This is a genomic window from Shewanella sp. NKUCC06_TVS, assembly GCF_019345515.1.
Classification (GTDB): Bacteria; Pseudomonadota; Gammaproteobacteria; order Enterobacterales; family Shewanellaceae; genus Shewanella; species Shewanella oncorhynchi.
Genome location: NZ_JAHKQX010000028.1, coordinates 1 through 23,516 on the forward strand (window position 1 = coordinate 1; position 23,516 = coordinate 23,516).

A 23,516-nucleotide genomic window follows, 5' to 3' on the forward strand; every position below is an offset into this window, starting at 1 on the left:
AAGAGAACTTGAGTACCACACTGAGCGTCGAACGCTTCCAGTTGGCTAGGGCTGCGTATTCTACGCATTTCCCGTTTCGCGTCAAGGAGTTTTTAACAACTTCTTGCTGCGATTGAATTAAGTGCTTAAAAGCGACTCAATCCAACCTAACTCGTCAACCTGCTTTCGCTGTCTGCCGTGTCAGTGGATGCGCATTATAGGCAGTGAAACTTTTTGTGCAAGGGCTTTTTAAATGAAAAAAGATCGCGTGGCGATCTTTTAAACAACGGCGATTATTTTACATGCAAAGTGCCCATTAATTGGGCTTTTTGCTGCCTTTATCGATAAAACCTTGGATTAGCGAGACGGCTTTTACGTCATCCCAATCAACATAGGATCGAACAAAGGCAATCAATTGACCCTGTTGATCAAGAATAAAGGTCGCAGGAATCGTGTCGAGCGGAAAAACGTTCCCAAGACTTTGTGGTTGATCGTAGTAAGAGTTGAAATTCGCCATACCCAATGAACTTAAGAACGGCTGAACCTGCTGCTTACCTTCGGCATCAATAGATATAGGCAGCACGACAAAATCTTCAGTCTTGAACTTAGTTGCTAACCTTTCGATTGCAGGCAACTCTCTGACACATGGCGGACACCAAGTCGCCCACATGTTAACCATAATGATCTTGCCTTTAAATTGGCTAAAGTCGATAGCTTTACCATCGACATCATTAAAAGCAACAGGCTCAATAGGAAAAGTCTTTGGCAGTACATTGATCAAATCAACCGTTGATTCCATCGGTTTAGCCGTTTGCTGCATACCAGGGTACGCATGCGCGACCCCAGCAACAAATACCGAAAGAATGGATGACAACATGAATGCCGTTATGACTTTATGCTTCATTTTGTATTGCGCTTTAGCAAGGTATCTAACTCGCGCTGATCTTCTGCGCTAATTTCGTTCGGCACATTACCGCCAATACGTTGCTTACGAATGAAGATGAATCCAATCACTAGACCCAGAAGTAATAAACCAATAGGACCTAACCAGAGAATGTAGGTCTTGGTTTCCATCTTAGGTTTATAGAGAACAAACTCACCGTAACGACTGGTCATAAACTCGATGATCTCATCATCCCCTTTTCCTTCGTCAACCATCTTGAATACCTCAAGACGCAGATCTCGAGCAACGGGTGAATTGGAGTCGATCAAATTTTGGTTTTGACACTGTGGACAACGTAGTTCATGGGCCAAAGACAAACCGCGCTTTTGATTTTCAGGTGACTTGAATTCGTAAGTATCAACTGGTGTTGCCATGACGGCGGTCGTCATGCTGAACATCAGCACTAGACCACCTATGATTTTTATCAGCGTTCTCATGCTGCGCCATCCTTCGCTGCTTCAGCTTGTAATTGTTGGATCATAGGGTAAAGGGTTTCACTCCATACGCGTTGGTCTATTGGACCTGCATAACGGAAACGGATAATACCGTTATGATCAACAATAAAACTCTCTGGTGCACCATAAACGCCAAGATCTAATCCTAAACGCCCATCTTTATCATAGATATTAACGTTGTAGGGATCGCCCTGACGTTTTAACTCTTCTAACGCAGGAGCACGCTCATCACGATAGTTGATCCCGTAAATTGGCAGAAGATTTTTACGTTTTAGCATCACTAAGAAAGGATGCTCATATTTACAAGATGGACACCACGTCGCCCATACGTTAAGTAATGATACCTTACCTTTTAATTGCTCATTCGTTATGATCTCAGCCGGTGTTTCTAGGCGTTCCAGTTGGAAAGTCGGAATAGGCTTCCCTTCCAGTGCTGAATCCAATTGCTGCGGATTCAGAAATAACCCTTTATATAGAAACACCCCCATGGCGAGAAATATGACCAATGGGATAAACAGAACCAACTTCTTCATACATTCCCCAATTATTGAGCCGTTGCCAATTTTGCCTTTTCGGCCAAAGGCGCGACGGCTGCAGTGACTTTCGCACGGTAACGTTTATCCGATGCAGCGAAGAATCCACCTATCATCATGAAAATTGCCCCAAACCATAACCAACGCACGAACGGCTTATAGTTTAAACGAACCGCAAATTCAGTGCTGGTAATAGGGTCACCCATAGTTACGTACAAGTCACGGAATAGACCCCAGTCAATACCGGCTTCTGTCATATCCATAGTTCGCACATTATATTGACGACGATCGGGTTTTAGTAATGTCAGTAGCTCATCGCCCTTGTAGATCTCTATCTGTCCCTGCTGTGCAGTGTAGTTAGGACCCACTACGTTTTTGGTCTCGAGATACTTAAAAGTATAACCGGCGAGTTCTTGGCTTACACCAGGTCCCATACGAACACTTTTCTCAATCGAGTAATTTGACACCATAGTGGCACCAATCACAGAAACGGCAATACCGAGATGCGCGAAGATCATACCAAGCTGACTACGGCCCATGCGGCTGATGCTGATATCACCTTCTTTCGACTTGACCATGTTATAGGCCGCTCTTGCGGTAGCCAGAATAATCCAAGCTGCGGCAGCAATACCAAAGGTAACCCAAATATTGAATACACCATCGACGATAAATGGCGTCACAATACCGATAGCAGCAGCAATCATTGCTGGGATCAATAGCTGACGCTTAAGCTCGCCCGCTTTCGATTTTTTCCAGCGAATAATTGGACCAATACCCATAAAGCCAAATAGCACTAATACGATAGGCACGAACACCGCATTAAAGTATGGGGGTCCAACAGAGATTTTACCCATGCCAAGCGCGTCGATGAGCAATGGATATAATGTACCCAATAGTACCGTACCTGCGGCAACCGTCAGTAGCACGTTACACACTAAGAGCATTGTTTCTTTAGACTTGAGCTCGAAACGGGCAGGACTACTCATTTCACTGGCACGTAAAGCAAACAGTGTTAATGAACCGCCAACAGCTAAACCAAGTAACAACAGGATGAACATACCGCGGCTTGGATCGGCTGCGAATGAATGCACTGAGGTTAATACACCTGAGCGAACAATAAAGGTACCAAGCAAACTTAAAGAGAAAGCAAAAATAGACAGTAATACAGTCCAGTTACGGAAGGCGCCGCGTTTCTCAGTCACAATCAAAGAGTGAACAAGCGCAGTACCCACTAACCAAGGCATAAAAGAGGCGTTCTCAACGGGATCCCAGAACCACCAACCGCCCCAGCCTAATTCATAATAAGCCCACCAAGATCCTAGTGCGATACCGCCCGTAAGGAAGGTCCAAGCAGCCAATGTCCATGGACGAGTCCAACGAGCCCAAGCAGAATCGAGACGGCCGCTCATCAGCGCAGCAATCGCAAATGCAAAGCTTACAGAGAAGCCCACATAACCCAAGTACAACATAGGAGGATGGAAGATTAATCCCACGTCCTGCAGCATTGGATTTAAGTCACGACCTTCGGCAGGGATCGGGAATAAACGTTCAAATGGGCTAGATGTGAGTAGCATAAACAAACTAAAGCCAATCACAATAAGAGCCAATACTGCCAGCACACGGGCAGTAAACACTTCTTCTAAACCTTTGCTAAACAAGGCAACCGCAGCCGCCCAAGTTGATAAAGCAAACACCCAAAATAACAGTGACCCTTCATGACCGCCCCATACGGCCGAGATCTTAAAGAAGATAGGTAACTGAGAATTTGAATGATGTGCCACATAGGCGACCGAGAAATCATCGACGGCAAAACTATAAGCCAGCACGACAACAGATAAGGTAATAAAAAAGAACATTCCGTACGTTAATGGCCAAGCGTACCTAACAAGGTATTGGTCTTTTCTGGCAACACCTATTAGGGGGACGCTGATTAATAAGAAGGCAAAAGCCACCCCTATTATCAACGCAAAGTGTCCAAGTTCTGGGATCATGGGTTTTCCTCAGTCTTCAATAATATGTTGATTTAGAAAGACTCTATCTCAACGCACAACATGCTATTCACGCAAATGCACGAAATTTTGCTCATTTTAGTATTTGCTATTGTTCCTGTCTGCCTCTTTCGTACAAAACTGGGTTACTTGTCTCATTCTCAATTTTAGAGGTCGATGAAAGTCACGGAAGAGGCTCAGTTCTGCATGTGACCGACAAATGACACTTAAGTTTCATACAAAATTTACAAGAAGAATCAATTTGTGAACCAGTGCCCAACTATAAGCTTTCAGCACTGGGATTACCTTATATTACTGTTCAATGAACAATCTTTACGTATAATCTTGCTTCCAAGCCTAGCGGTTACTCCGCTTTCTGCAAACTAAAGTGAATATAGAAACAATGACGACATTTTGGATTTTTATTGCGCTTGTTATGTTAGTCGGCCTGATGCTGATTTGGATCCCGCACTTCAGACAGCAAAAATTGCTGAAAACGGAAGAAGCTGGAGTTCGTAAACAAACGAACCTTGAATTGTTCAATGAGCGCTTAGGCGTTCTTGAAAAAGAATTAAGTGAAGAGCTACTCGATCAAGCCGAATTTGATGCATTGAAGAAAGAACTGGAAATCAGTCTACTCCAAGACATCAAACAAGCGAGCGATGATTCACTGGTCAACCAAATAAAGCCAAAGACGATTCTGTGGCCGTCGATCATGTCAGTTTGTTTGATTGTTATCTCAGGCTATCTCTATCAACACTTAGGCGCCTTCGAGAATATTGATATTGCTCAACAACCTGCAAATCCACATGCGGGAATGGATACGGCTCAAATCATGATGCAACGCGTGCAGATGATGGAAGCTCAAGTTAAAGCCGAGCCAGAAAACAGCCAACTGTGGTTCAGCTTAGGTCATGCTTATGTATCGGCAAACCAATACGATAAAGCGATTGCGGCTTTCGATAAAGTAATCGAATTAGTCGGAAAGCATGCAGAATTGCTCGGTCCAAAAGCAACGGCGATGTATTACAAAGCGGGTCAACAAATGACACCGCAAATCCAAGCTCTTATCAATGAGTCTTTAGCAATGGATGCACAAGATCCTTCAACGCTACTGCTCGTGGGTATGGATGCTTTCTTTACTGCTGACTACAAGAAAGCCATCACCTCTTGGCAAACGATTTTAGATAGCGGTCGTGCCGACGTTGATCGTGCTGCTCTTATGAATGCAATCGAAACCGCCAACTTACGCATGCAGTCGGAAACCGCTGGCATACCAAATGATGATGCACATAAGCAAGTCAAAGCGAGTGCTAAATCGGTCAATGTCACTATATCTATCTCTGCAGAACTTGCGGCTAAAGCCAGTCCAGAAGACACCATTTTCATCTTTGCCCGTGCAACTGAAGGACCTAAAGTCCCATTAGCCGCAACCAAAGTCAGTGCTAAGTCTTTCCCGATTACAGTGACATTAGATGACAGCAGCGGTATGGGTGGTGATGTGAAGTTAAGCGATGCAGCCAATGTGGAAGTGATTGCTGTACTGTCTAAACAAGGTAATATCAAACCGCAAACGGGTGATATTCAAGGCAAGATCAGTAAAGTCGCCGTAGGCGATACAGCGAACCTAGTACTTGATACTCAAGTGCAATAAATCGCAGTTAATTGCAGATATAAAAAAACCGGCTTTCGCCGGTTTTTTTATATCTGAAGAATTACTTAGCTGTAGACATAAATTTGATAGCAGCTTTGTAATCATCATCAGTACAATCAGTACACATACCGCCTGGTGGCATAGCATTCAGACCGGTTTTCACACTCTTCACTAGAGCGTCAACACCCTTAGCTAAGCGTGGTTCCCATTCTGCAGCGTTGTGTACTTTTGGAGCACCAGCAACACCCATACTGTGGCATACGGTACATGCCTTATTATAAATAGCCTCAGCATCTTGAGCTGAAGCGTTAACTGACATAGTCAAAGCAGCGACAGCAGTCATTGCTAACAGTTTTTTCATGTTCAATGTTCCTAATGCAAATACGTACAAAGCTCGGCGCCGCCCTTACTTAGGCAGACTCATTATAGCCGACTAAGATTACTACAAACTTCAAGAAATCTCATCTTTTTGTGATTAGAATCTCAACACAAAATGAATCAGGCGACAAGGATGACAAATTCGTTAATATATTAGCAAGTCGTAAAAAAGTTCGATAAATATTGCGGTTATTGGAACCACATCATATTGCTGACATCTAGTGCAAACCAAGAGTAAACCCCCAATAACGTTTGTGTTAGAATGACTTGTGTTTCCTTCCGGCTTGAGATAGAGGGTTCAGTGACAAATATAACTAAAGAAACCACATTAGTGTCAGCCAGCAAGCTGACCTGTATCCGCGAAGAACGCATCCTTTTTGATGAGTTAAGTTTTGATATAAATGCCGGTGACATTGTTCAGATTGAAGGCCCTAACGGCGCAGGCAAGACCAGTTTATTACGCATATTGGCGGGCCTTTCTCGCCCCTATGCCGGACAAACTTTTTACATTAATGAAGACATAAACCGTTGCCGCGATGAATACAATGAAGACCTCTTGTATTTAGGCCATTTAGCTGGCGTGAAATGCGAGCTGACTGCCGAAGAAAACCTTAATTTCAATTTAAGAATCAGTGGTTATGATGACTTTGATACGTCAGAGATTTTAGCCAAAGTCAATTTAACGGGCTTTGAAGAAGCTCTCGCGGGGCATTTATCCGCAGGCCAGCATCGCAGAACAGCGCTATCAAGATTGTGGCATAGCAACTGTAAAATTTGGATCCTTGACGAACCTTTTACTGCAATCGATAAAAAAGGCGTCGAAGAACTGGAGCAGTTATTTATTCAGCATGCGGATAATGGTGGCTGTGTGATCCTCACAACTCACCAAGATATGGGCATTATCACAGATGATAGGCTTCGTAAAATTCGTCTCGATTATCGCTTCATATAAGGTCAGGCTCAATGAAAAGAGGCATCAGTTTTACCCAAGCATTTTTCACCTTGCTGCAGCGAGATCTTAAAATTGCTATTCGCCACCGCGGCGACATTTTTAACCCACTGCTATTTTTTATTATGGTCGTTACCTTGTTTCCGCTGGGAATTGGACCAGAGCCACAAATGTTAGCACGTGTGGCACCGGGGATTATTTGGGTAGCCGCATTATTAGCATCGATGTTGTCACTTGAAAGGCTTTTCAAAGCCGACTTTAGTGATGGTAGCTTAGAACAAATGCTATTAAGTCCACAGCCATTAGCCATTCTCGTATTAGCTAAAGTGTTAGCCCACTGGATTTTAACTGGTGTGCCACTGATTATTATCGCACCACTGTTAGCGGTATTACTCAATCTAGACGGCAACAGCTACGGTGCGTTAATTTCGACGCTTGCGCTAGGCACGCCAGTATTGTCGCTGTTAGGTGCTATCGGTGTGGCATTAACCGTCGGTCTAAGAAAAGGCGGCGTGTTACTCAGCTTACTTATTTTGCCCCTATATATCCCAGTACTCATTTTTGCAACGAGTGCCATAGACGCGGCAGGAATGAATTTACCCTATGATGGTCAGCTCGCTATAATAGGCGCTATGCTGGTCGGATCGTTAACCTTAGCACCTTTTGCAATTGGTGCATCTCTGCGAGTGAGTACTAACTAAAATGTGGAAATGGTTACACCCTTACGCGGATCCTGAACGCGCATATAAATTATCAGGAACGTTATTTCCATGGTTTGCGATCTTAGCTGGTCTATTGATTGCTGTTGGCACTACATGGGGACTCGTCTTCGCGCCGACGGATTACCAGCAGGGTGATAGCTACCGTATTATCTTTATCCATGTTCCTGCCGCGTCTATGTCAATGGCGGCTTATATGGGTATGGCAACAGCGGCCTTTATCGGTCTAGTTTGGCAGATAAAACTTGCCGACTGGGCTGCAGCATCTATTGCTCCCATTGGCGCAGTGATCACCTTTATCGCACTCTTTACTGGAGCGGCATGGGGTAAACCTATGTGGGGTGCTTGGTGGGTATGGGATGCACGCTTAACTTCTGAGCTGGTATTACTATTCCTATATCTAGGTGTGATCTCGCTCTATGCCTCATTTGAGGATAAAGTGCTCGCAGCTCGTGCAGCAGGGATCTTAGCGATCGTCGGTGTGATCAATATTCCTATCATCAAATACTCTGTTGAATGGTGGAGCTCATTACATCAACCGTCGACAATACGCATTACCGAGAAATCGACAATGTCGACGGAAATGCTCTATCCACTGTTAATTAACATACTGGGCTTCGGTCTTATGATTGGCGCCATCACTATTGTTCGTTTTAGAGCAGAAATTTTAGCAAGAAATGGCATGCGCCCCTGGGTCCGTGAACTAGCTAAAGCGGAGGAGGTCAAATGATGCAATTCGATTCAATCAGTGATTTTTTTAATATGGGCGGCTATGCATTCTATGTATGGCTATCCTACGGAGTGACCTTCTTCTGCCTCTCTACGCTCATCATTACCAGCGCACGCCAAAAGCGTAAGGTGTTAATTGATATCGCGAAGAAGATGGATAGAGAAGAACGCCTAAAAGAAACCAGGAGTACTAAATCGTGAACCCAAGACGCAAAAAAAGACTGACATTAGCTGTAGCATTAATCGGTGGCGTTGCTGCGATTACTTCGCTTTTGCTCTATGCGCTGAACTCCAACTTGAACTTATTCTATACTCCGTCTGAAATTGTCCACGGCAAGACAGACACTGGCGTAAAACCTGAAATTGGCCAACGTATTCGTGTCGGCGGAATGGTGACGGTAGGTTCTATGGTGCGAGATCCCAAAAGCTTGCATGTCGAATTTGCAGTACATGACTCCCTCGGCGGTGAAGTACTGGTCACTTATGACGACCTATTGCCCGATCTTTTCCGTGAAGGACAAGGCATTGTTGCTCAGGGTGTACTGGGTGCTGATGGCAAACTAGAAGCAACTGAAGTACTGGCCAAGCATGATGAAAACTACATGCCACCAGAAGTCGCAGAAGCCATGGGCCAAAAGCACGAAAAGTTAGATTATAGCCAGCAAAAGGCACCAGATACTAAGTAGGTTATTGATGGATCAGCAATAGCGTACAAACTAAGCCTCCTAGCTTAATAACTAGTGAGGCTTTTTTATTATCTGAATATGCACAATTAAAGGTGGACTATACTCTAGGCAGCGCCAATACCTAAGACTGCATATGATTCAAATAAGACAACTAAACTCTAGTTTGCAACACATTCTAAGCTTCCTAATTATCTGCTTGGTAGGCCTCTCTCAGAAAGCCAATGCTGCTAAAGTTGTTGTTATCGAAAGCTACCATCATAGCTATCAATGGGACCAAGAATACTATCAAGCGATTTATGACACGCTCAGCCCTCACCACGATGTTAGTTATTTCGAGATGGATACCAAACGCTTACCCCAAGAGCAATTTGCTGAACGGGCTGACTTAGCATGGAAATACATTCAACAACAAGCACCTCAATTGGTTATTCTCGCCGATGATAATGCGGTTAATCTCTTACACCAGCGCCTAAATGACAGCCTAATCCCAGTAGTCTATTTAGGGGTGAACATGAATCCTAGAGAATATCATCTCAATGAACACAAACGCTTTACAGGCGTCATTGAGAGACCACTACTACGACGTTCACTACTGCTCATTCAACGTTTACTACCGCAAACTGTGCATAGAAAAATCTTAGTTCTATTCGACCAAGGAGTCACCTCTGACTCAGCGGCTGAATACATCAGTAAACAACACTCAAGCATGTTAGGCGATATCGAAGTTAATTTAGTGCAATTGTCACAGCTAACGGATTGGCAGCGGAATGTATTGACCGCGAAAGAACAAGGTTATAACGCTATAGTCGTGGCGCTATACCACACAGTTAGAGACGCAGATAATCGCTCAGTAGATGCAGATCAGCTCCTAAAATGGATATCTGAACATACTCCGGTACCGAATTTTGGGTTTTGGGGATTTAGTGTCTCTGCTGAAGGCAATATTGGTGGCTATGTTCTCGATGGCTATCATCATGGCAAGATTGCAGCGAATATGGCGACAAAAATACTCGGCGGCGAGAAACCCGAAAATATTTTCCCAGTAACAGATGATCTTGGAAAATACATGTTTAGCCAGAAAGGCTTAGCTAAATGGAATATCGTCCTCCCAAAAGAAATCGAGAAAACCACACTTTGGGTAAAATAGTAAAAAAGGCATAAAAAAGCCGGGCTAATGCCCGGCTTTTTAAAAGTGTAACCTTAATTACTCAGCAGCTTCAACATCAACAGCTTGAGCAGCTTCTGGGCGACCAACTAGCTCGATGTAAGCCATAGGGGCTTTATCACCAGCACGTAAACCGCACTTAAGGATACGGGTATAGCCACCAGGACGTTCCTGGTAACGTGGACCCAACTCAGTAAATAACTTACCAACGACTTCAGCGTCGCGAGTACGTGCAAACGCTAAACGACGGTTTGCAACGCTGTCACTCTTAGCAAGTGTTATCAGAGGCTCAACTACGCGACGCAGTTCTTTCGCTTTAGCCACAGTTGTCTTGATGATCTCATGACGAACTAGTGAACCGGCCATGTTGCGAAACATGGCTTGGCGATGACTGCTGTTACGGTTTAGTTGACGACCACTCTTACGATGGCGCATGACCTAATCCTTATAACCTAAATCTGTACAAACCTGAGACTTATAGGTCGTCTGCTAAACTAGCTGGAGGCCAGTTTTCCAAACGCATACCTAACGACAGTCCGCGAGAAGCTAAAACATCCTTAATTTCAGTAAGAGATTTCTTACCTAAGTTCGGTGTTTTCAGCAACTCAACTTCAGTGCGCTGTACCAGATCTCCGATGTAATGAATCGCTTCGGCTTTCAAGCAGTTAGCCGAACGTACAGTTAGCTCTAAATCGTCGACAGGACGCAGCAGAATCGGATCGAATTCCGGTTTCTCTTCTTTCAGCTCTGGCTCAGTCACGTCACGTAACTCTACAAACGCATCTAGCTGTTCAGCCAGAATAGTTGCAGAACGACGGATAGCTTCCTCAGGATCGATAGTACCGTTTGTGGTCATATCAATAACGAGTTTATCTAAGTCAGTACGCTGTTCTACACGTGCTGCTTCTACATTGTAGGCAATACGTGCAACTGGCGAGAAAGAAGCATCAACCAGCAAGCGGCCGATTGGGCGATCATCGTCTTCGGTCTGTGCACGAGCAGATGCTGGTACATAACCACGACCACGCTCAACGCGAATACGCATGCTGATATCATTGTTACCTGTCAGATGACAGATAATATGATCAGGATTCACGATAGTGACATCACCATCATGCGTGATATCTGCTGCGATGACAGGGCCTGCGCCGGACTTGCTCAACGTAAGCATAGCCTCGTCTTTACCCTCGATGGTCACTGCTAACCCTTTCAGGTTTAACAAGATCTCAAGGATATCTTCTTGAACGCCTTCCTTACTGCTGTATTCGTGCAGTACACCGTCAATCTCGACTTCGGTAACCGCGCAGCCGGGCATAGACGACAATAGGATGCGACGCAACGCGTTACCTAAAGTGTGGCCGAAACCACGCTCAAGTGGTTCCAATGTAACCTTGGCACGTGTTGAGTTAACCTGCTCGATATCAACGAGACGCGGTTTAAGAAATTCTGTAACAGAACCCTGCATTGTGTCCTCTCTTGTTTGTTAGCCTTACTTAGAGTAAAGCTCGACGATCAGCTGTTCGTTAATTTCCGCAGACAAATCGCTACGTTCTGGAACGCGCTTGAAAGCACCTTCCATTTTCGCGTTGTCGACTTCAACCCATGTAGGCTTCTCGCGTTGAGCTGCCACTTCTAAAGCCGCTTTAATACGAGCTTGAGTACGTGACTTCTCGCGGATGCTCACAACATCATTCGCAGACACTTTGAATGATGGAATGTTAACAACACGACCGTTAACCATAATAGATTTATGGCTTACTAGCTGACGTGATTCTGCACGAGTTGCACCGAAGCCCATACGATAAACAACGTTATCAAGACGGGTTTCTAAAAGCTGAAGCAGGTTTTCACCTGTGTTGCCTTTAGTACGTGCAGCATCTTTGTAATAGTTACGGAATTGTTTTTCTAACACACCGTAAATACGACGAACTTTTTGTTTTTCGCGTAACTGTGTACCGTACTCTGACAAACGTGGCTTACGAGCGCCATGTTGTCCAGGTGCAGTTTCCAGTTTACACTTTGAATCGATTGCTCTCACACCGCTTTTTAAGAAAAGGTCTGTACCTTCTCGGCGGCTGAGCTTGAGCTTGGGACCCAAGTATCTTGCCATGATCTTTCTCCAACTATCCTAATGAAACGGCGTTATACACGACGCTTTTTAGGAGGACGACAACCATTATGAGGGATCGGCGTCACATCGGTAATGTTGGTAATTTTATAACCAACAGCGTTCAGCGCACGAATGGCTGACTCACGACCTGGACCTGGACCCTTCACAAACACTTCAAGGTTTTTTAAACCGTAGTCTTGAGCAGCAGCACCTGCACGCTCAGCAGCCACCTGTGCAGCAAATGGAGTAGATTTACGTGAACCACGGAAACCTGAACCACCTGAAGTAGCCCATGACAACGCATTACCTTGACGATCTGTAATGGTGACAATAGTGTTGTTGAAAGAAGCATGGATATGAGCCATGCCATCTGCAACCTGTTTACGTACGCGCTTACGCGGAGAACGTGACGGAACTTTAGCCATTGCTTTACCTTCCCGTTACTTTCTAATAGGTTTACGTGGACCTTTACGCGTACGCGCATTGGTCTTAGTACGTTGCCCACGGAGAGGCAGGCTACGGCGATGGCGGAGACCACGATAACAACCAAGATCCATAAGACGCTTGATGTTCATTGAAATCTCACGACGTAAGTCACCTTCTACTAGGTATTTGGCGACTTCTTCGCGTAGTGTGTCTATTTGAGCTTCGCTCAATTCCTTGATCTTAGCAGTTTCAGCGATTGCTGTAGCCGCGCAGATTGCTCTAGCGCGAGTACGGCCGATGCCGAAAATTGCAGTCAATGCGATGACTGTATGCTTTTGATCAGGAATGTTAATGCCAGCGATACGGGCCACTATGCACTCCTTAAAGTTAAAGGCCAACTGCGAAAAGCCCGAAAGGATACTCGACAGTCGACAGATTTGCAAACAAAATTTTGTTCAGCCCAATTCATGGGCTGAACAAATTACTTTTTAGCCTTGACGCTGTTTGTGTTTTGGTTCAACACAGATAACGCGTACAACGCCACTACGCTTGACGATCTTGCAGTTACGGCAGATCTTCTTCACGGAAGCTCGAACTTTCATTTCATCACTCCGTAAAGCTACTTAGCGACCAAAGCGATCTAAATTCGCTTTGTTAACTAGGTTAGCTTTCTTCATCACAGACTCATACTGATGAGACATCATATGCGTCTGAACCTGAGCCATGAAGTCCATGATTACGACTACCATAATTAGTAGTGAAGTACCGCCGAAATAGAACTGTACTTTCCACGCAATTAACATGAACTCCGGAATTAAGCAGATAAAGGTTATGTATAACGCGCCTGCCAATGTCAAACGGGTCATAACTTTATCAATGTAACGCGAAGTCTGTTCTCCAGGACGGATCCCAGGGATGAATGCACCACTCTTCTTCAAGTTATCTGCTGTTTCACGTGGGTTAAACACCAACGCAGTATAGAAGAAACAGAAAAAGATAATCGCTGTTGCATATAATAATGAGTAAAGCGGTTGTCCAGGTGACACAGCCAGTGAAAAATCACTCAACCATGACATGGATTCATTTTGACCGAACCACTGAGCCAGTGTTCCAGGAAACAAAATGATGCTTGACGCAAAAATTGGCGGAATAACACCTGCCATGTTTATTTTCAGCGGTAGATGGGTACTTTGCGCAGCGAACACCTTACGGCCTTGCTGACGCTTAGCATAGTTAACGACGATACGACGCTGACCACGTTCCACAAACACTACAAAATAAGTCACTGCAAACACAATTACCGCGAGCAACAACAATACTAACACATTCAAGTCACCTTGACGCGCCTGCTCAGCCGTTTGGCCGATAGCGGAAGGTAATCCAGCAACAATACCTGCGAAAATCAAAATCGAGATACCATTACCTATACCACGTTCGGTAATTTGCTCACCTAGCCACATAAGGAACATAGTTCCTGTCACTAAGCTCACAACCGCAACAAAGTAGAATCCAAATCCAATGTTGACCACAAGGCCTGGCACTAAGTTTGGTAACCCGGTTGCAATACCGACCGACTGGAATGTACCCAGCACTAAGGTACCCCATCTGGTATATTGACTGATTTTCTTACGTCCTGATTCGCCTTCCTTTTTCAATTCAGCGAGTGCAGGATGTACGACAGTCAACAGTTGCATGATAATCGATGCCGAAATGTACGGCATAATACCTAATGCAAAGATAGAGGCACGCTCAAGGGCACCACCCGAGAACATGTTAAACATGCCAAGGATGGTTCCACTTTGCTGAGCAAACAGCTCTGCTAATACAGCTGCGTCAATACCAGGAATTGGCACAAACGAACCGGCTCTAAAGACGATAATCGCACCAATCACGAACAGGAGGCGAGCTTTCAATTCAGAAAGTCCACCTTTCGCGCTTTTTAAATCAAGTCCTGGTTTTGCCATCGACGTATTATTCCTCGATCTTACCGCCGGCAGCTTCAATAGCTGCACGTGCACCTTTGGTTACCTTCAGACCTTTAACAGTCACAGGGCGCTCAATGGTACCTGAAAGAACAATTTTCGCAAACTGGATGTTGCGAGTTATTACGTTCGCATCTTTCAGAGCGTTTAAGTCGATAACATCACCGTTAACTTTTGCCAGTTCGAGTACACGAACTTCAGCTGTTACCATAGCGCGACGCGAGGTAAAACCAAATTTAGGTAAACGGATTTTAAGTGGCATTTGACCACCTTCGAATCCTGGGCGTACACCGCCACCAGAGCGAGACTTTTGGCCTTTATGACCACGACCCGCTGTTTTACCTAGACCTGAGCCCATACCACGGCCTACACGCTTTGGTGCATGCTTAGAGCCTGCAGCTGGAGATAGAGTATTTAAACGCATCTATTAATCCTCCACCTTAACCATGTAGTAGACCTTGTTGATCATACCGCGAACAGAAGGAGTATCTTCTAATTCAACAGTGTGACCAATGCGACGCAAACCAAGACCCGTTAGGGTTGCACGGTGTTTCGGTAAACGACCGATACCGCTTTTAGTTTGAGTAACTTTTACAGTTTTAGTTGCCATGGTGCATTACCCCCGAATTTCGTCAACATTCAGGCCACGCTTAGCTGCGATTTGCGAAGGTGACTTCATGTGCACCAATGCATCGACAGTCGCGCGAACGATGTTGATCGGGTTAGTAGAACCGTATGCTTTTGACAGAACGTTATGCACGCCTGCTACTTCCAATACGGCACGCATTGCGCCACCGGCAATAATACCAGTACCTTGTGATGCAGGTTGCATGTACACAAGTGAACCAGTATGACGACCTTTAACTGGGTGATGCAGAGTACCTGCATTCAACTCAACGGTCACAATGTTACGACGAGCTTTTTCCATCGCTTTTTGAATCGCGGCTGGAACTTCACGTGCTTTGCCATAGCCATAGCCAATCTTACCGTTACCGTCACCCACTACTGTCAGTGCTGTGAAGCTAAAGATACGACCGCCCTTAACTACTTTAGAAACACGATTAACTGCAATTAATTTCTCTTGCAGATCGTCTTTTTGCTGAGCTTCTAATTTAGCCATTTTATAACCCCTTAGAACTTCAGGCCAGCTTCACGAGCTGCATCTGCTAAAGCAGCTACACGACCGTGATACTTGAAACCAGAACGATCGAACGCAACTGAAGTTACGCCTTTTTCGATCGCGCGCTCAGCAACAAATTTACCTACTGCTTTCGCTGCGTCTACGTTACCGGTACTCTTCAGTAGCTCTTTAACCGCTTTTTCTACGGTTGAAGCAGCTGCCAACACCTGAGCTTCAGGATTGATCACCTGAGCATAAATGTGACGCGGTGTACGATGTACAACCAGACGGTTCACGCCCAGCTCTTGGATCTTCTTACGAGCGCGAGTAGCGCGACGTAAGCGAGATGTTTTCTTATCCATATCGCGTTACCTACTTCTTCTTAGCCTCTTTACGGCGTACTACTTCGTCGTCATAGCGAACACCTTTGCCTTTGTATGGCTCTGGTGGACGGTATCCGCGAATCTCAGCAGCGACTTGGCCAATTAACTGTTTATCAACGCCACGTAGGACGATGTCAGTTTGGCTAGGGCACTCTGCAGTAACGCCTGCGGGCAGTTTGTGTACTAACGGATGAGAGAAACCTAAAGTAAGGTCAATATCAGCACCGACGAGTTTCGCACGGTAACCAACGCCAACTAACTTTAACTTACGCTCAAAACCTTGAGATACACCAACAACCATGTTGTTTACTAATGCACGAGTTGTACCAGCCTGTGCCCAAGCGTTAACAACGCCTTCAACAGGGAGGAACTTAACTACGCCGGCTTCAATAACAACATTGACCGCATTGTTGATCACTCGAGTCAGACTACCTTTTCCGCCTTTGACGGTAAGGGTCTGTTCGTTCAAGGTCACCTCTACGCCAGCTGGAATAGATACTGGTGCTTTTGCTACACGAGACATTCCTAGCTCCTTAAGCTACGTAGCAGATAACCTCGCCACCCATGCCTGCAAGGCGGGCGGCACGATCAGTCATCAAGCCTTTAGAAGTGGACACAATTGCGACACCCAGACCGCCCATCACCTTTGGAAGTTCGTTTTTACCTTTGTAAATACGAAGACCAGGACGACTTACACGCTGGATAGTCTCAACGACTGGTTGGCCTTGGAAATACTTTAAAGTAACTTCCAGTTCAGGCTTGGCTTCATCTGCTACGGCGTAATCAGCAATATAACCTTCATCTTTAAGTAGTTTCGCAATTGCGACTTTCAACTTAGCTGAAGGCATCTTCACTGATACGTGGTTAGCAGCTTGGCCGTTACGAATACGGGTTAACATATCCGCAATAGGATCTTGCATGCTCATATTAGCTTACTCCGTGACAAGTGCTTACCAGCTGGCCTTACGCAGGCCAGGAACTTCACCACGCATGGTTGCTTCACGTAATTTGATACGGCTCAAGCCGAATTTACGTAAGAAGCCATGAGGGCGACCAGTTTGATTACAACGATTGCGTTGACGCGCAGCGCTGGAATCACGTGGTAGAGCTTGCAGCTTAAGAACCGCATCCCAACGATCTTCGTCAGAAGAAGCTGGACTTGCAATGATAGTCTTAAGAGCCGCACGCTTTTCAGCGTACTTGGCCACGAGCTGTGCACGTTTAGCTTCACGTGCTTTCATTGATGTTTTTGCCATTACGCTACCCTTATTTCTTGAATGGGAAGTTAAAAGCGTCTAACAAAGCACGACCTTCTTCATCATTCTTCGCAGTAGTAGTGATAACAATATCCATACCACGAATCTTATCGATTTTATCGTAATCGATTTCTGGGAAGATGATCTGCTCACGCACGCCCATTGCGTAGTTACCACGGCCGTCAAACGCTTTAGCGCTTAAGCCACGGAAGTCACGAATACGTGGGATTGCGATATCGACTAAACGCTCTAAGAATTCCCACATACGCTCACCGCGTAGGGTCACTTTACAGCCAATAGGGTAGCCTTCACGGATTTTAAAACCAGCAACTGACTTACGAGCTACAGTCACAACTGGCTTTTGACCAGCGATTGCAGTCATATCACGGACAGCATGGTCCATGATTTTCTTGTCTGCAACAGCTTCGCCAACACCCATATTCAGGGTGATTTTCTCAATCCGAGGGACTTGCATGACACTGGTATAACCGAACTTTTTAGCAAGTTCAGCGACAACAGTCTCTTGGTATTTATCATGCAGTTTCGCCATCGTTTACTCCAATTACTTAACGAGTTCACTGTTCGATTTGAAGAAACGAACTTTTTTGCCGTCTTCAAAGCGGAAACCAACGCGATCAGCTTTGCCAGTGGCAGAGTTGAAAATCGCTACATTTGATGCTTGTATCGGTGCTTCTTTCTCAACAATACCGCCAGCTACGCCCAATTGTGGGTTTGGCTTTTGGTGTTTTTTGACAAGATTGATGCCTTCAACAATCAATTTACCAGTAGGAAGGACTTGAGAAACTTTTGCACGTTTACCCTTGTCTTTACCTGCTAATACAATCACTTCGTCTTCACGACGTATTTTAGCTGCCATTTTGAAGCTCCTTACAGTACTTCTGGTGCCAGCGAGACAATTTTCATAAATTGCTCATTACGCAATTCACGTGTCACTGGTCCAAAGATACGAGTACCAATCGGCTGCAGGTTGTTGTTCAAAAGAACAGCTGCATTCCGATCGAAGCGAATGACAGAACCGTCTGGACGACGTACGCCTTTCTTAGTACGGACTACCACCGCGTTATACACATCGCCTTTCTTCGCTTTAGCGCGAGGAATCGCTTCTTTAACAGAAACTTTGATGATGTCGCCGATACCGGCATAACGACGATGAGAGCCACCCAAGACCTTAATACACTGAACTCTGCGTGCGCCGCTGTTACAAGCAACGTCAAGAGTCGATTGCATTTGGATCATTTTAAGTGCTCCGCTATCGTTACTACACAATTCCCACTATGGGACAATAAAAACACTCATTTTTGCTATTAATTTAGTCAAAAATGGCGCGCAAATATAACACCATAAAAGTGGAATGTATAGTATTAAAAAACAAACGGCCCCACATTCTGGAGCCGTTTACCTAAATACCTAATTAACTTAGGCCTTTGATACTACTTCAACCAGGGTCCAAGACTTAGTCTTAGACAAAGGACGACATTCGCGAATCGCTACTAAATCGCCTTCATTGCACTGATTCGTTTCGTCATGTGCATGGATCTTTGTCGTACGCTTAATGTATTTCCCATAAATTGGGTGTTTCACTTGGCGTTCGATAGCAACAGTAATGGACTTGTCCATTTTGTTGCTAGTTACACGACCCTGCAAAGTACGGATTTTATCAGACATTATGCACCCGCCTTAGAAGTAATAATGGTCTTAACGCGCGCAATGTTACGGCGCACCAATTTCAGTTGATTAGTCTGAGTCAACTGACCAGTGGCGTGTTGCATACGCAGGTTGAACTGCTCACGCAGCAGACCAAGTAGTTCAGCGTTCAGTTCTTCAACGCTCTTTTCTCTCAGTTCGCTCGCTTTCATTACATCACCGTCTTAGTTACGAAGGTAGTCTTAATTGGAAGCTTGGCAGCAGCCAAAGCAAACGCTTCACGAGCGATCACTTCAGAAACACCATTCATCTCATAAAGAACCTTACCAGGTTGAATCTGACATACCCAGTATTCAACGTTACCTTTACCTTTACCCATACGCACTTCAAGAGGCTTAGAGGTAATCGGCTTGTCCGGGAAAACTCGAATCCAAATTTGTCCCTGACGCTTAATGTGACGTGTCATGGCACGACGTGCAGATTCGATCTGACGTGCAGTTAAACGGCCACGGCCGACTGCTTTCAGACCAAAAGTACCAAAGCTAACTTCGGTACCGTTCGCTAGACCGCGGTTGCGGCCTTTGAACATCTTGCGAAACTTCATACGTTTAGGTTGCAGCATTGCCGGCTCTCCTATTTACCACGAGGCTTGCGCTTAGGTTGCTGCTGCTTCGGCTCTTCAATCTGTGGCAGCATTCCGTCTAGAACTTCACCTTTGAAGATCCAAACTTTAACGCCAATCACACCGTATTGGGTGTGACTTTCAGATGTAGAATAGTCGATATCAGCACGCAAAGTATGTAAAGGTACACGACCTTCACGATACCACTCATCGCGCGCAATCTCAGCTCCGCCTAAACGGCCACTAACTTGTACTTTGATACCTTGAGCACCAATACGCATTGCGTTTTGAACTGCGCGCTTCATAGCACGACGGAACATTACGCGACGCTCTAATTGCTGTGCAATTGAGTCAGCAACTAACTTGGCATCTAGCTCAGGTTTACGGATCTCAGCGATGTTAATTTGAGCAGGAGTGCCAGCAAGTTTTGACACTGCAGCACGCAATACTTCAACGTCTTCACCTTTCTTACCGATCACAACACCTGGACGGGCAGTGTGAATGGTAACGCGGATGCTTTTCGCTGGACGCTCGATAACAATCTTAGATACTGAAGCAGCTTGTAATTTCTCTACAAGAAACTTACGCACTTCCCAGTCGCTGTTCAGGTTACTTGCGTAATCTGATTTATCTGCGTACCAGGTAGAGATCCAAGGCTTGGTGATACCCAGACGGATACCATTAGGATGTACTTTCTGTCCCATTGCTCTCTCCTAGCGATCTGATACAACCACAGTAATGTGGCTGGTACGCTTCATGATACGATCAGCGCGGCCTTTAGCACGTGGCATGATACGCTTCATAGTTGGGCCTTCATCTACGAAGACGGCTCCGACTTTAAGCTCATCAATATCCGCGCCTTCGTTGTGTTCGGCGTTTGCGATAGCTGAGTCAAGTACTTTTTTAACCAGTACGGCGGCTTTCTTGGGGCTGAAAGTCAAAATTTCGAGGGCCTTAGCAACAGGCAATCCACGAATTTGATCAGCAACCAGACGGGCCTTCTGCGCAGACGTACGGGCAAAACGATGTTTAGCTAAAACTTCCATCTTATTCCTCCCGTATTAACGCTTCTTCGCTTTCTTATCTGCAGCATGGCCGCGATAAGTGCGAGTTGGTGAAAATTCACCAAGTTTGTGGCCGATCATTTCGTCAGTTACGAACACAGGAACGTGCTGACGACCATTATGGACAGCGATGGTCAAACCAATCATATTTGGAATGATCATAGAACGACGTGACCAAGTCTTAATAGGCTTTTTGTCACCGGCTTCCATCGCTTTCTCTACCTTCTTCAGCAAGTGCAGGTCAATGAAGGGACCTTTCTTGAGAGAACGTGGCATGGCGAATCCTCTTACTATTTATTACGACGACGTACGATGTACTTGTCAGTGCGCTTGTTACTACGAGTTTTATAACCCTTAGTTGGCACACCCCATGGAGTCACTGGGTGACGACCACCAGAAGTACGGCCTTCACCACCACCGTGTGGATGGTCTACTGGGTTCATTGCAACACCACGCACTGTAGGACGTATGCCTCTCCAGCGCTTAGCACCTGCTTTACCTAACTGGCGTAGCATGTGTTCGGCATTACCAACTTCACCAAATGTCGCGCGGCAATCAACTGGCACTTTACGCATTTCGCCAGAGCGAAGACGTAGAGTGGCATATGCGCCATCACGAGCAACAACTTGTACATAAGCACCTGCAGAACGAGCGATCTGAGCACCTTTACCAGGCTTCATTTCAACTGCGTGAACTACAGAACCTACTGGGATGTTGCGCAGTGGCATAGCGTTACCGGTTTTGATCTCGGCAGCAACACCAGACTGGATCTTATCGCCAGCTTGCATGCCTTTGGCAGCAAGAATATAACGACGCTCACCATCCGCATACAATACTAACGCGATGTTAGCAGTACGGTTTGGATCGTATTCCAGACGCTCAATCTTTGCAGGGATACCATCTTTATCGCGTTTGAAGTCGATTAGACGATAATGCTGCTTATGACCACCACCTACGTGACGGACAGTGATACGGCCAGTATTGTTACGGCCACCACTTTTAGATTTTTTCGCCAACAAGCCAGCAAAAGGTTTACCCTTGTGCAGGTCAGTGTTCACCACTTTAACTACGTGGCGACGACCTGGAGAGGTTGGCTTACACTTAATAACTGCCATGATAATTCTCCTTTGCTTACTCAGCGCCGCCGACGAAATCGATGTCAGCACCAGCAGCTAGAGTCACATAGGCTTTTTTCCAATCGCTACGACGACCAGTACGGCCACCAGTGCGTTTAGTTTTGCCTTTGCTCACTAAAGTGCGAACTGAATCAACTTCAACTTCAAATAGCTTAGCAACAGCAGCTTTAATTTCAGCTTTAGTTGCATCGATAGCTACGCGGAAAACAACAGTGTTGTGCTTCTCAGCGTTCACAGTGCTCTTTTCAGAGATATGTGGAGCGAGAATAACTTTTAGCAAACGTTCTTCGCGGATCATCATGCTAGCATCTCCTCGATTTGCTTCACTGCGTCAGCAGTCACAAGCACAGTGTTGAAGGCGATCAGACTCACTGGGTCTAGACCCGCTACATCACGAACGTCAACCTTGTACAGGTTACGAGCTGCTAAGAATAAGTTCTCATCAACTTCTGCAGTCACAATCAGAACGTCTTCAAGGTTCATTGCTTTCAATTTAGCTTTCAGCTCTTTAGTTTTAGGAGCTTCAACACCGAAAGATTCAACAATAACCAAACGCTCTTGACGTACCAATTCAGACAGAATGCTTCTCAGCGCTCCGCGGTACATCTTTTTGTTAACTTTTTGGCTGTGATCTTGGGTTTTAGCAGCGAATGTTACGCCACCGCCACGCCAGATTGGGCCTTTAACAGAACCAGCACGAGCACGGCCAGTTCCTTTTTGGCGCCAAGGCTTTTTGCCTGAGCCAGTTACTTCCGCACGAGTCTTTTGAGCACGAGTGCCCTGACGCGCGTTTGCAGCGTATGCTACAACTACCTGATGAACCAGTGCCTCGTTAAAGTCACGGCCGAAGGTAGTTTCGGAAACTTCAAGAGCGCTTTGCGCGTCTTTCAATACCAATTCCATTACTATCTCCTCAGACCTTAAGCTTTAACGGCAGGCTTGATAATCAAGTCGCCATTGGTAGCGCCAGGAACAGCGCCACGGACTAGTAGCAGGTTACGCTCAACATCTACACGAACAACAACTAGATTTTGAGTAGTAACACGCTCGGCACCCATATGGCCTGACATTTTTTTGCCTTTGAATACGCGACCAGGCGTTTGGTTCTGACCGATAGAACCATTCGAGCGGTGCGACAAAGAGTTACCGTGAGTCATATCTTGAGTACGGAAGTTCCAACGCTTAACGCCGCCTTGGAAGCCTTTACCTTTTGATTGACCAGTAACATCAACTTTCGCTACGTCTGCGAAAATATCAACATTTAGCTCAGCACCAACTTCAATGCCCTCGCCTTCACCGTCTACCAAACGCATTTCCCACAAACCACGACCGGCTTCAACGCCGCTCTTGGCAAAGTGACCTGCTTCTGGTTTAGTGATGCGATTGGCTTTTTTGGTGCCAGTTGTAACTTGAAGTGCACGGTAGCCGTCAGTTTCTAAAGTTTTCACTTGAGTAACACGGTTGCCTGCAACTTCAATTACAGTAACTGGTATTGAAACACCATCTTCAGTGAAGATGCGAGTCATACCAACTTTACGACCAATAAGACCGATAGCCATCTCTCAAACCTCTTC

39 protein-coding genes are annotated in these 23,516 nt (G+C 45.5%); 7 read left to right on the plus strand and 32 right to left on the minus strand.

Annotation, left to right across the window (positions count from 1 at the left end; translation table 11 throughout):
• Window positions 1–295: 295 nt before the first annotated feature.
• Genes KO531_RS21680 through KO531_RS21695 form a run of 4 tightly spaced genes read right to left on the minus strand, consistent with a single transcriptional unit; the run spans window position 296 to window position 3,901 of the window.
• Entirely contained in the window at window positions 296–883 is a 588-nt protein-coding gene (locus KO531_RS21680) for a TlpA disulfide reductase family protein (protein ID WP_113941593.1), read from the minus strand.
• Window positions 880–1,359 carry a heme lyase NrfEFG subunit NrfF gene (gene nrfF / locus KO531_RS21685; RefSeq protein ID WP_105251045.1) on the minus strand — a complete coding sequence of 160 codons (480 nt, stop codon included), beginning with the start codon at window positions 1,357–1,359 and terminating at the stop codon, window positions 880–882. Before nrfF ends, KO531_RS21680 begins: the two co-directional genes overlap by 4 nt.
• Window positions 1,356–1,910, minus strand: a complete 555-nt coding sequence (locus tag KO531_RS21690) for a DsbE family thiol:disulfide interchange protein (protein ID WP_219252231.1) — start codon at window positions 1,908–1,910, stop codon at window positions 1,356–1,358. The genes nrfF and KO531_RS21690 overlap by 4 nt, the downstream gene beginning before the upstream one ends.
• 11 nt (window positions 1,911–1,921) lie before the next feature.
• Window positions 1,922–3,901 carry a heme lyase CcmF/NrfE family subunit gene (locus KO531_RS21695; RefSeq protein ID WP_105251043.1) on the minus strand — a complete coding sequence of 660 codons (1,980 nt, stop codon included), beginning with the start codon at window positions 3,899–3,901 and terminating at the stop codon, window positions 1,922–1,924.
• A gap of 400 nt (window positions 3,902–4,301) precedes the next feature.
• Here KO531_RS21695 and ccmI point away from each other — a divergent pair, with 400 nt between their 5' ends.
• Window positions 4,302–5,552, plus strand: coding sequence for a c-type cytochrome biogenesis protein CcmI (gene ccmI / locus KO531_RS21700; RefSeq protein WP_219252235.1), 1,251 nt, complete (start codon window positions 4,302–4,304; stop codon window positions 5,550–5,552).
• 61 nt (window positions 5,553–5,613) lie between these two features.
• Here ccmI and KO531_RS21705 read toward each other — a convergent pair whose 3' ends face one another.
• Window positions 5,614–5,913: a c-type cytochrome gene (locus tag KO531_RS21705; protein ID WP_105251041.1), complete on the minus strand. Its 300-nt coding sequence runs from the start codon at window positions 5,911–5,913 to the stop codon at window positions 5,614–5,616.
• A gap of 318 nt (window positions 5,914–6,231) precedes the next feature.
• On the opposite strand from KO531_RS21705, the gene ccmA reads away from it, so the two are divergent.
• From ccmA to KO531_RS21735, 6 genes are all read left to right on the plus strand, one after another.
• On the plus strand, window positions 6,232–6,882 hold the full coding sequence (gene ccmA, locus KO531_RS21710) for a cytochrome c biogenesis heme-transporting ATPase CcmA (protein WP_131525727.1): 651 nt from the start codon (window positions 6,232–6,234) through the stop codon (window positions 6,880–6,882).
• An 11-nt stretch (window positions 6,883–6,893) separates the two neighbouring features.
• On the plus strand, window positions 6,894–7,580 hold the full coding sequence (gene ccmB, locus KO531_RS21715; protein ID WP_006079706.1) for a heme exporter protein CcmB: 687 nt from the start codon (window positions 6,894–6,896) through the stop codon (window positions 7,578–7,580).
• A gap of 1 nt (window position 7,581) precedes the next feature.
• Window positions 7,582–8,328 (plus strand): heme ABC transporter permease, encoded by a 747-nt coding sequence (locus tag KO531_RS21720; RefSeq protein ID WP_105251039.1) that lies wholly within the window; start codon window positions 7,582–7,584, stop codon window positions 8,326–8,328.
• On the plus strand, window positions 8,328–8,528 hold the full coding sequence (ccmD, locus tag KO531_RS21725; protein ID WP_105253042.1) for a heme exporter protein CcmD: 201 nt from the start codon (window positions 8,328–8,330) through the stop codon (window positions 8,526–8,528). Before KO531_RS21720 ends, ccmD begins: the two co-directional genes overlap by 1 nt.
• The gene (gene ccmE, locus KO531_RS21730) at window positions 8,525–9,013 is read left to right on the plus strand and encodes a cytochrome c maturation protein CcmE (RefSeq protein ID WP_105251038.1); all 489 of its coding nucleotides are present in this window, start codon (window positions 8,525–8,527) and stop codon (window positions 9,011–9,013) included. The genes ccmD and ccmE overlap by 4 nt, the downstream gene beginning before the upstream one ends.
• A gap of 196 nt (window positions 9,014–9,209) precedes the next feature.
• Entirely contained in the window at window positions 9,210–10,160 is a 951-nt protein-coding gene (locus KO531_RS21735) for an ABC transporter substrate binding protein (RefSeq protein ID WP_251069041.1), read from the plus strand.
• A gap of 57 nt (window positions 10,161–10,217) precedes the next feature.
• On the opposite strand, the gene rplQ is transcribed toward KO531_RS21735, so the two are convergent.
• The 27 genes from rplQ to rplC form a co-directional block, all read right to left on the minus strand.
• Window positions 10,218–10,613 (minus strand): 50S ribosomal protein L17, encoded by a 396-nt coding sequence (rplQ, locus tag KO531_RS21740; protein ID WP_006083573.1) that lies wholly within the window; start codon window positions 10,611–10,613, stop codon window positions 10,218–10,220.
• Between the two features lie 40 nt (window positions 10,614–10,653).
• A complete protein-coding gene (rpoA, locus tag KO531_RS21745; RefSeq protein WP_006083574.1) occupies window positions 10,654–11,643 on the minus strand; it encodes a DNA-directed RNA polymerase subunit alpha in 990 nt (329 codons plus the stop codon).
• Between the two features lie 24 nt (window positions 11,644–11,667).
• Window positions 11,668–12,288, minus strand: coding sequence for a 30S ribosomal protein S4 (gene rpsD, locus KO531_RS21750; RefSeq protein ID WP_006083575.1), 621 nt, complete (start codon window positions 12,286–12,288; stop codon window positions 11,668–11,670).
• Between the two features lie 32 nt (window positions 12,289–12,320).
• Entirely contained in the window at window positions 12,321–12,713 is a 393-nt protein-coding gene (gene rpsK / locus KO531_RS21755) for a 30S ribosomal protein S11 (RefSeq protein WP_006083577.1), read from the minus strand.
• Between the two features lie 15 nt (window positions 12,714–12,728).
• Entirely contained in the window at window positions 12,729–13,085 is a 357-nt protein-coding gene (gene rpsM, locus KO531_RS21760) for a 30S ribosomal protein S13 (RefSeq protein ID WP_011787581.1), read from the minus strand.
• Window positions 13,086–13,202: 117 nt separating this feature from the next.
• A complete protein-coding gene (gene rpmJ, locus KO531_RS21765) occupies window positions 13,203–13,316 on the minus strand; it encodes a 50S ribosomal protein L36 (RefSeq protein ID WP_006083579.1) in 114 nt (37 codons plus the stop codon).
• Window positions 13,317–13,337: 21 nt separating this feature from the next.
• Window positions 13,338–14,678 carry a preprotein translocase subunit SecY gene (secY, locus tag KO531_RS21770; protein WP_007644459.1) on the minus strand — a complete coding sequence of 447 codons (1,341 nt, stop codon included), beginning with the start codon at window positions 14,676–14,678 and terminating at the stop codon, window positions 13,338–13,340.
• Window positions 14,679–14,685: 7 nt separating this feature from the next.
• Window positions 14,686–15,120, minus strand: coding sequence for a 50S ribosomal protein L15 (rplO, locus tag KO531_RS21775; RefSeq protein WP_006083581.1), 435 nt, complete (start codon window positions 15,118–15,120; stop codon window positions 14,686–14,688).
• A gap of 3 nt (window positions 15,121–15,123) precedes the next feature.
• Window positions 15,124–15,306: a 50S ribosomal protein L30 gene (gene rpmD, locus KO531_RS21780; protein WP_006083582.1), complete on the minus strand. Its 183-nt coding sequence runs from the start codon at window positions 15,304–15,306 to the stop codon at window positions 15,124–15,126.
• 6 nt (window positions 15,307–15,312) lie between these two features.
• Entirely contained in the window at window positions 15,313–15,816 is a 504-nt protein-coding gene (rpsE, locus tag KO531_RS21785) for a 30S ribosomal protein S5 (RefSeq protein WP_006083583.1), read from the minus strand.
• Window positions 15,817–15,827: 11 nt separating this feature from the next.
• Entirely contained in the window at window positions 15,828–16,178 is a 351-nt protein-coding gene (gene rplR / locus KO531_RS21790) for a 50S ribosomal protein L18 (protein ID WP_006083584.1), read from the minus strand.
• Between the two features lie 10 nt (window positions 16,179–16,188).
• Window positions 16,189–16,722, minus strand: a complete 534-nt coding sequence (gene rplF, locus KO531_RS21795) for a 50S ribosomal protein L6 (protein WP_105251036.1) — start codon at window positions 16,720–16,722, stop codon at window positions 16,189–16,191.
• Window positions 16,723–16,732: 10 nt separating this feature from the next.
• Window positions 16,733–17,125, minus strand: a complete 393-nt coding sequence (gene rpsH / locus KO531_RS21800; protein WP_006083586.1) for a 30S ribosomal protein S8 — start codon at window positions 17,123–17,125, stop codon at window positions 16,733–16,735.
• Window positions 17,126–17,149: 24 nt separating this feature from the next.
• Window positions 17,150–17,455: a 30S ribosomal protein S14 gene (gene rpsN, locus KO531_RS21805; RefSeq protein ID WP_006083587.1), complete on the minus strand. Its 306-nt coding sequence runs from the start codon at window positions 17,453–17,455 to the stop codon at window positions 17,150–17,152.
• Between the two features lie 10 nt (window positions 17,456–17,465).
• Window positions 17,466–18,005 carry a 50S ribosomal protein L5 gene (gene rplE / locus KO531_RS21810; protein WP_006083588.1) on the minus strand — a complete coding sequence of 180 codons (540 nt, stop codon included), beginning with the start codon at window positions 18,003–18,005 and terminating at the stop codon, window positions 17,466–17,468.
• 12 nt (window positions 18,006–18,017) lie between these two features.
• Window positions 18,018–18,332 carry a 50S ribosomal protein L24 gene (rplX, locus tag KO531_RS21815; RefSeq protein WP_006083589.1) on the minus strand — a complete coding sequence of 105 codons (315 nt, stop codon included), beginning with the start codon at window positions 18,330–18,332 and terminating at the stop codon, window positions 18,018–18,020.
• Window positions 18,333–18,343: 11 nt separating this feature from the next.
• Complete coding sequence (gene rplN / locus KO531_RS21820; protein ID WP_006083590.1) at window positions 18,344–18,712, minus strand: 50S ribosomal protein L14; 369 nt, start codon at window positions 18,710–18,712, stop codon at window positions 18,344–18,346.
• Between the two features lie 180 nt (window positions 18,713–18,892).
• Window positions 18,893–19,141 carry a 30S ribosomal protein S17 gene (gene rpsQ, locus KO531_RS21825; RefSeq protein WP_006083591.1) on the minus strand — a complete coding sequence of 83 codons (249 nt, stop codon included), beginning with the start codon at window positions 19,139–19,141 and terminating at the stop codon, window positions 18,893–18,895.
• Window positions 19,141–19,332 (minus strand): 50S ribosomal protein L29, encoded by a 192-nt coding sequence (rpmC, locus tag KO531_RS21830; protein ID WP_006083592.1) that lies wholly within the window; start codon window positions 19,330–19,332, stop codon window positions 19,141–19,143. The genes rpsQ and rpmC overlap by 1 nt, the downstream gene beginning before the upstream one ends.
• Window positions 19,332–19,742: a 50S ribosomal protein L16 gene (gene rplP / locus KO531_RS21835; RefSeq protein ID WP_006083593.1), complete on the minus strand. Its 411-nt coding sequence runs from the start codon at window positions 19,740–19,742 to the stop codon at window positions 19,332–19,334. Before rplP ends, rpmC begins: the two co-directional genes overlap by 1 nt.
• An 11-nt stretch (window positions 19,743–19,753) precedes the next feature.
• Entirely contained in the window at window positions 19,754–20,446 is a 693-nt protein-coding gene (gene rpsC / locus KO531_RS21840) for a 30S ribosomal protein S3 (RefSeq protein WP_006083594.1), read from the minus strand.
• Between the two features lie 9 nt (window positions 20,447–20,455).
• Window positions 20,456–20,788 (minus strand): 50S ribosomal protein L22, encoded by a 333-nt coding sequence (rplV, locus tag KO531_RS21845; RefSeq protein ID WP_006083595.1) that lies wholly within the window; start codon window positions 20,786–20,788, stop codon window positions 20,456–20,458.
• Window positions 20,789–20,803: 15 nt separating this feature from the next.
• Window positions 20,804–21,082: a 30S ribosomal protein S19 gene (gene rpsS, locus KO531_RS21850; RefSeq protein ID WP_006083596.1), complete on the minus strand. Its 279-nt coding sequence runs from the start codon at window positions 21,080–21,082 to the stop codon at window positions 20,804–20,806.
• Between the two features lie 14 nt (window positions 21,083–21,096).
• On the minus strand, window positions 21,097–21,921 hold the full coding sequence (gene rplB / locus KO531_RS21855) for a 50S ribosomal protein L2 (RefSeq protein WP_006083597.1): 825 nt from the start codon (window positions 21,919–21,921) through the stop codon (window positions 21,097–21,099).
• A 16-nt stretch (window positions 21,922–21,937) separates the two neighbouring features.
• Window positions 21,938–22,240, minus strand: coding sequence for a 50S ribosomal protein L23 (gene rplW, locus KO531_RS21860; protein ID WP_025008843.1), 303 nt, complete (start codon window positions 22,238–22,240; stop codon window positions 21,938–21,940).
• Window positions 22,240–22,845 (minus strand): 50S ribosomal protein L4, encoded by a 606-nt coding sequence (rplD, locus tag KO531_RS21865; protein WP_113941598.1) that lies wholly within the window; start codon window positions 22,843–22,845, stop codon window positions 22,240–22,242. Before rplD ends, rplW begins: the two co-directional genes overlap by 1 nt.
• Before the next feature lie 17 nt (window positions 22,846–22,862).
• Window positions 22,863–23,501 carry a 50S ribosomal protein L3 gene (rplC, locus tag KO531_RS21870; RefSeq protein ID WP_006083600.1) on the minus strand — a complete coding sequence of 213 codons (639 nt, stop codon included), beginning with the start codon at window positions 23,499–23,501 and terminating at the stop codon, window positions 22,863–22,865.
• Between the last annotated feature and the right edge of the window lie 15 nt (window positions 23,502–23,516).

Bases quoted from the DNA above. Each gene is read 5' to 3' on its own strand.
- KO531_RS21680 (WP_113941593.1), bottom strand. From the start codon at position 883: ATGAAGCATAAAGTCATAACGGCATTCATGTTGTCATCCATTCTTTCG.
- nrfF (WP_105251045.1), bottom strand. From the start codon at position 1,359: ATGAGAACGCTGATAAAAATCATAGGTGGTCTAGTGCTGATGTTCAGC.
- KO531_RS21690 (WP_219252231.1), bottom strand. From the start codon at position 1,910: ATGAAGAAGTTGGTTCTGTTTATCCCATTGGTCATATTTCTCGCCATG.
- KO531_RS21695 (WP_105251043.1), bottom strand. From the start codon at position 3,901: ATGATCCCAGAACTTGGACACTTTGCGTTGATAATAGGGGTGGCTTTT.
- ccmI (WP_219252235.1), top strand. From the start codon at position 4,302: ATGACGACATTTTGGATTTTTATTGCGCTTGTTATGTTAGTCGGCCTG.
- KO531_RS21705 (WP_105251041.1), bottom strand. From the start codon at position 5,913: ATGAAAAAACTGTTAGCAATGACTGCTGTCGCTGCTTTGACTATGTCA.
- ccmB (WP_006079706.1), top strand. From the start codon at position 6,894: ATGAAAAGAGGCATCAGTTTTACCCAAGCATTTTTCACCTTGCTGCAG.
- KO531_RS21720 (WP_105251039.1), top strand. From the start codon at position 7,582: ATGTGGAAATGGTTACACCCTTACGCGGATCCTGAACGCGCATATAAA.
- ccmD (WP_105253042.1), top strand. From the start codon at position 8,328: ATGCAATTCGATTCAATCAGTGATTTTTTTAATATGGGCGGCTATGCA.
- rplQ (WP_006083573.1), bottom strand. From the start codon at position 10,613: ATGCGCCATCGTAAGAGTGGTCGTCAACTAAACCGTAACAGCAGTCAT.
- rpoA (WP_006083574.1), bottom strand. From the start codon at position 11,643: ATGCAGGGTTCTGTTACAGAATTTCTTAAACCGCGTCTCGTTGATATC.
- rpsD (WP_006083575.1), bottom strand. From the start codon at position 12,288: ATGGCAAGATACTTGGGTCCCAAGCTCAAGCTCAGCCGCCGAGAAGGT.
- rpsK (WP_006083577.1), bottom strand. From the start codon at position 12,713: ATGGCTAAAGTTCCGTCACGTTCTCCGCGTAAGCGCGTACGTAAACAG.
- rpmJ (WP_006083579.1), bottom strand. From the start codon at position 13,316: ATGAAAGTTCGAGCTTCCGTGAAGAAGATCTGCCGTAACTGCAAGATC.
- secY (WP_007644459.1), bottom strand. From the start codon at position 14,678: ATGGCAAAACCAGGACTTGATTTAAAAAGCGCGAAAGGTGGACTTTCT.
- rplO (WP_006083581.1), bottom strand. From the start codon at position 15,120: ATGCGTTTAAATACTCTATCTCCAGCTGCAGGCTCTAAGCATGCACCA.
- rpmD (WP_006083582.1), bottom strand. From the start codon at position 15,306: ATGGCAACTAAAACTGTAAAAGTTACTCAAACTAAAAGCGGTATCGGT.
- rpsE (WP_006083583.1), bottom strand. From the start codon at position 15,816: ATGGCTAAATTAGAAGCTCAGCAAAAAGACGATCTGCAAGAGAAATTA.
- rplR (WP_006083584.1), bottom strand. From the start codon at position 16,178: ATGGATAAGAAAACATCTCGCTTACGTCGCGCTACTCGCGCTCGTAAG.
- rplF (WP_105251036.1), bottom strand. From the start codon at position 16,722: ATGTCTCGTGTAGCAAAAGCACCAGTATCTATTCCAGCTGGCGTAGAG.
- rpsH (WP_006083586.1), bottom strand. From the start codon at position 17,125: ATGAGCATGCAAGATCCTATTGCGGATATGTTAACCCGTATTCGTAAC.
- rpsN (WP_006083587.1), bottom strand. From the start codon at position 17,455: ATGGCAAAAACATCAATGAAAGCACGTGAAGCTAAACGTGCACAGCTC.
- rplE (WP_006083588.1), bottom strand. From the start codon at position 18,005: ATGGCGAAACTGCATGATAAATACCAAGAGACTGTTGTCGCTGAACTT.
- rplX (WP_006083589.1), bottom strand. From the start codon at position 18,332: ATGGCAGCTAAAATACGTCGTGAAGACGAAGTGATTGTATTAGCAGGT.
- rplN (WP_006083590.1), bottom strand. From the start codon at position 18,712: ATGATCCAAATGCAATCGACTCTTGACGTTGCTTGTAACAGCGGCGCA.
- rpsQ (WP_006083591.1), bottom strand. From the start codon at position 19,141: ATGTCTGATAAAATCCGTACTTTGCAGGGTCGTGTAACTAGCAACAAA.
- rpmC (WP_006083592.1), bottom strand. From the start codon at position 19,332: ATGAAAGCGAGCGAACTGAGAGAAAAGAGCGTTGAAGAACTGAACGCT.
- rplP (WP_006083593.1), bottom strand. From the start codon at position 19,742: ATGCTGCAACCTAAACGTATGAAGTTTCGCAAGATGTTCAAAGGCCGC.
- rpsC (WP_006083594.1), bottom strand. From the start codon at position 20,446: ATGGGACAGAAAGTACATCCTAATGGTATCCGTCTGGGTATCACCAAG.
- rplV (WP_006083595.1), bottom strand. From the start codon at position 20,788: ATGGAAGTTTTAGCTAAACATCGTTTTGCCCGTACGTCTGCGCAGAAG.
- rpsS (WP_006083596.1), bottom strand. From the start codon at position 21,082: ATGCCACGTTCTCTCAAGAAAGGTCCCTTCATTGACCTGCACTTGCTG.
- rplB (WP_006083597.1), bottom strand. From the start codon at position 21,921: ATGGCAGTTATTAAGTGTAAGCCAACCTCTCCAGGTCGTCGCCACGTA.
- rplW (WP_025008843.1), bottom strand. From the start codon at position 22,240: ATGATCCGCGAAGAACGTTTGCTAAAAGTTATTCTCGCTCCACATATC.
- rplD (WP_113941598.1), bottom strand. From the start codon at position 22,845: ATGGAATTGGTATTGAAAGACGCGCAAAGCGCTCTTGAAGTTTCCGAA.
- rplC (WP_006083600.1), bottom strand. From the start codon at position 23,501: ATGGCTATCGGTCTTATTGGTCGTAAAGTTGGTATGACTCGCATCTTC.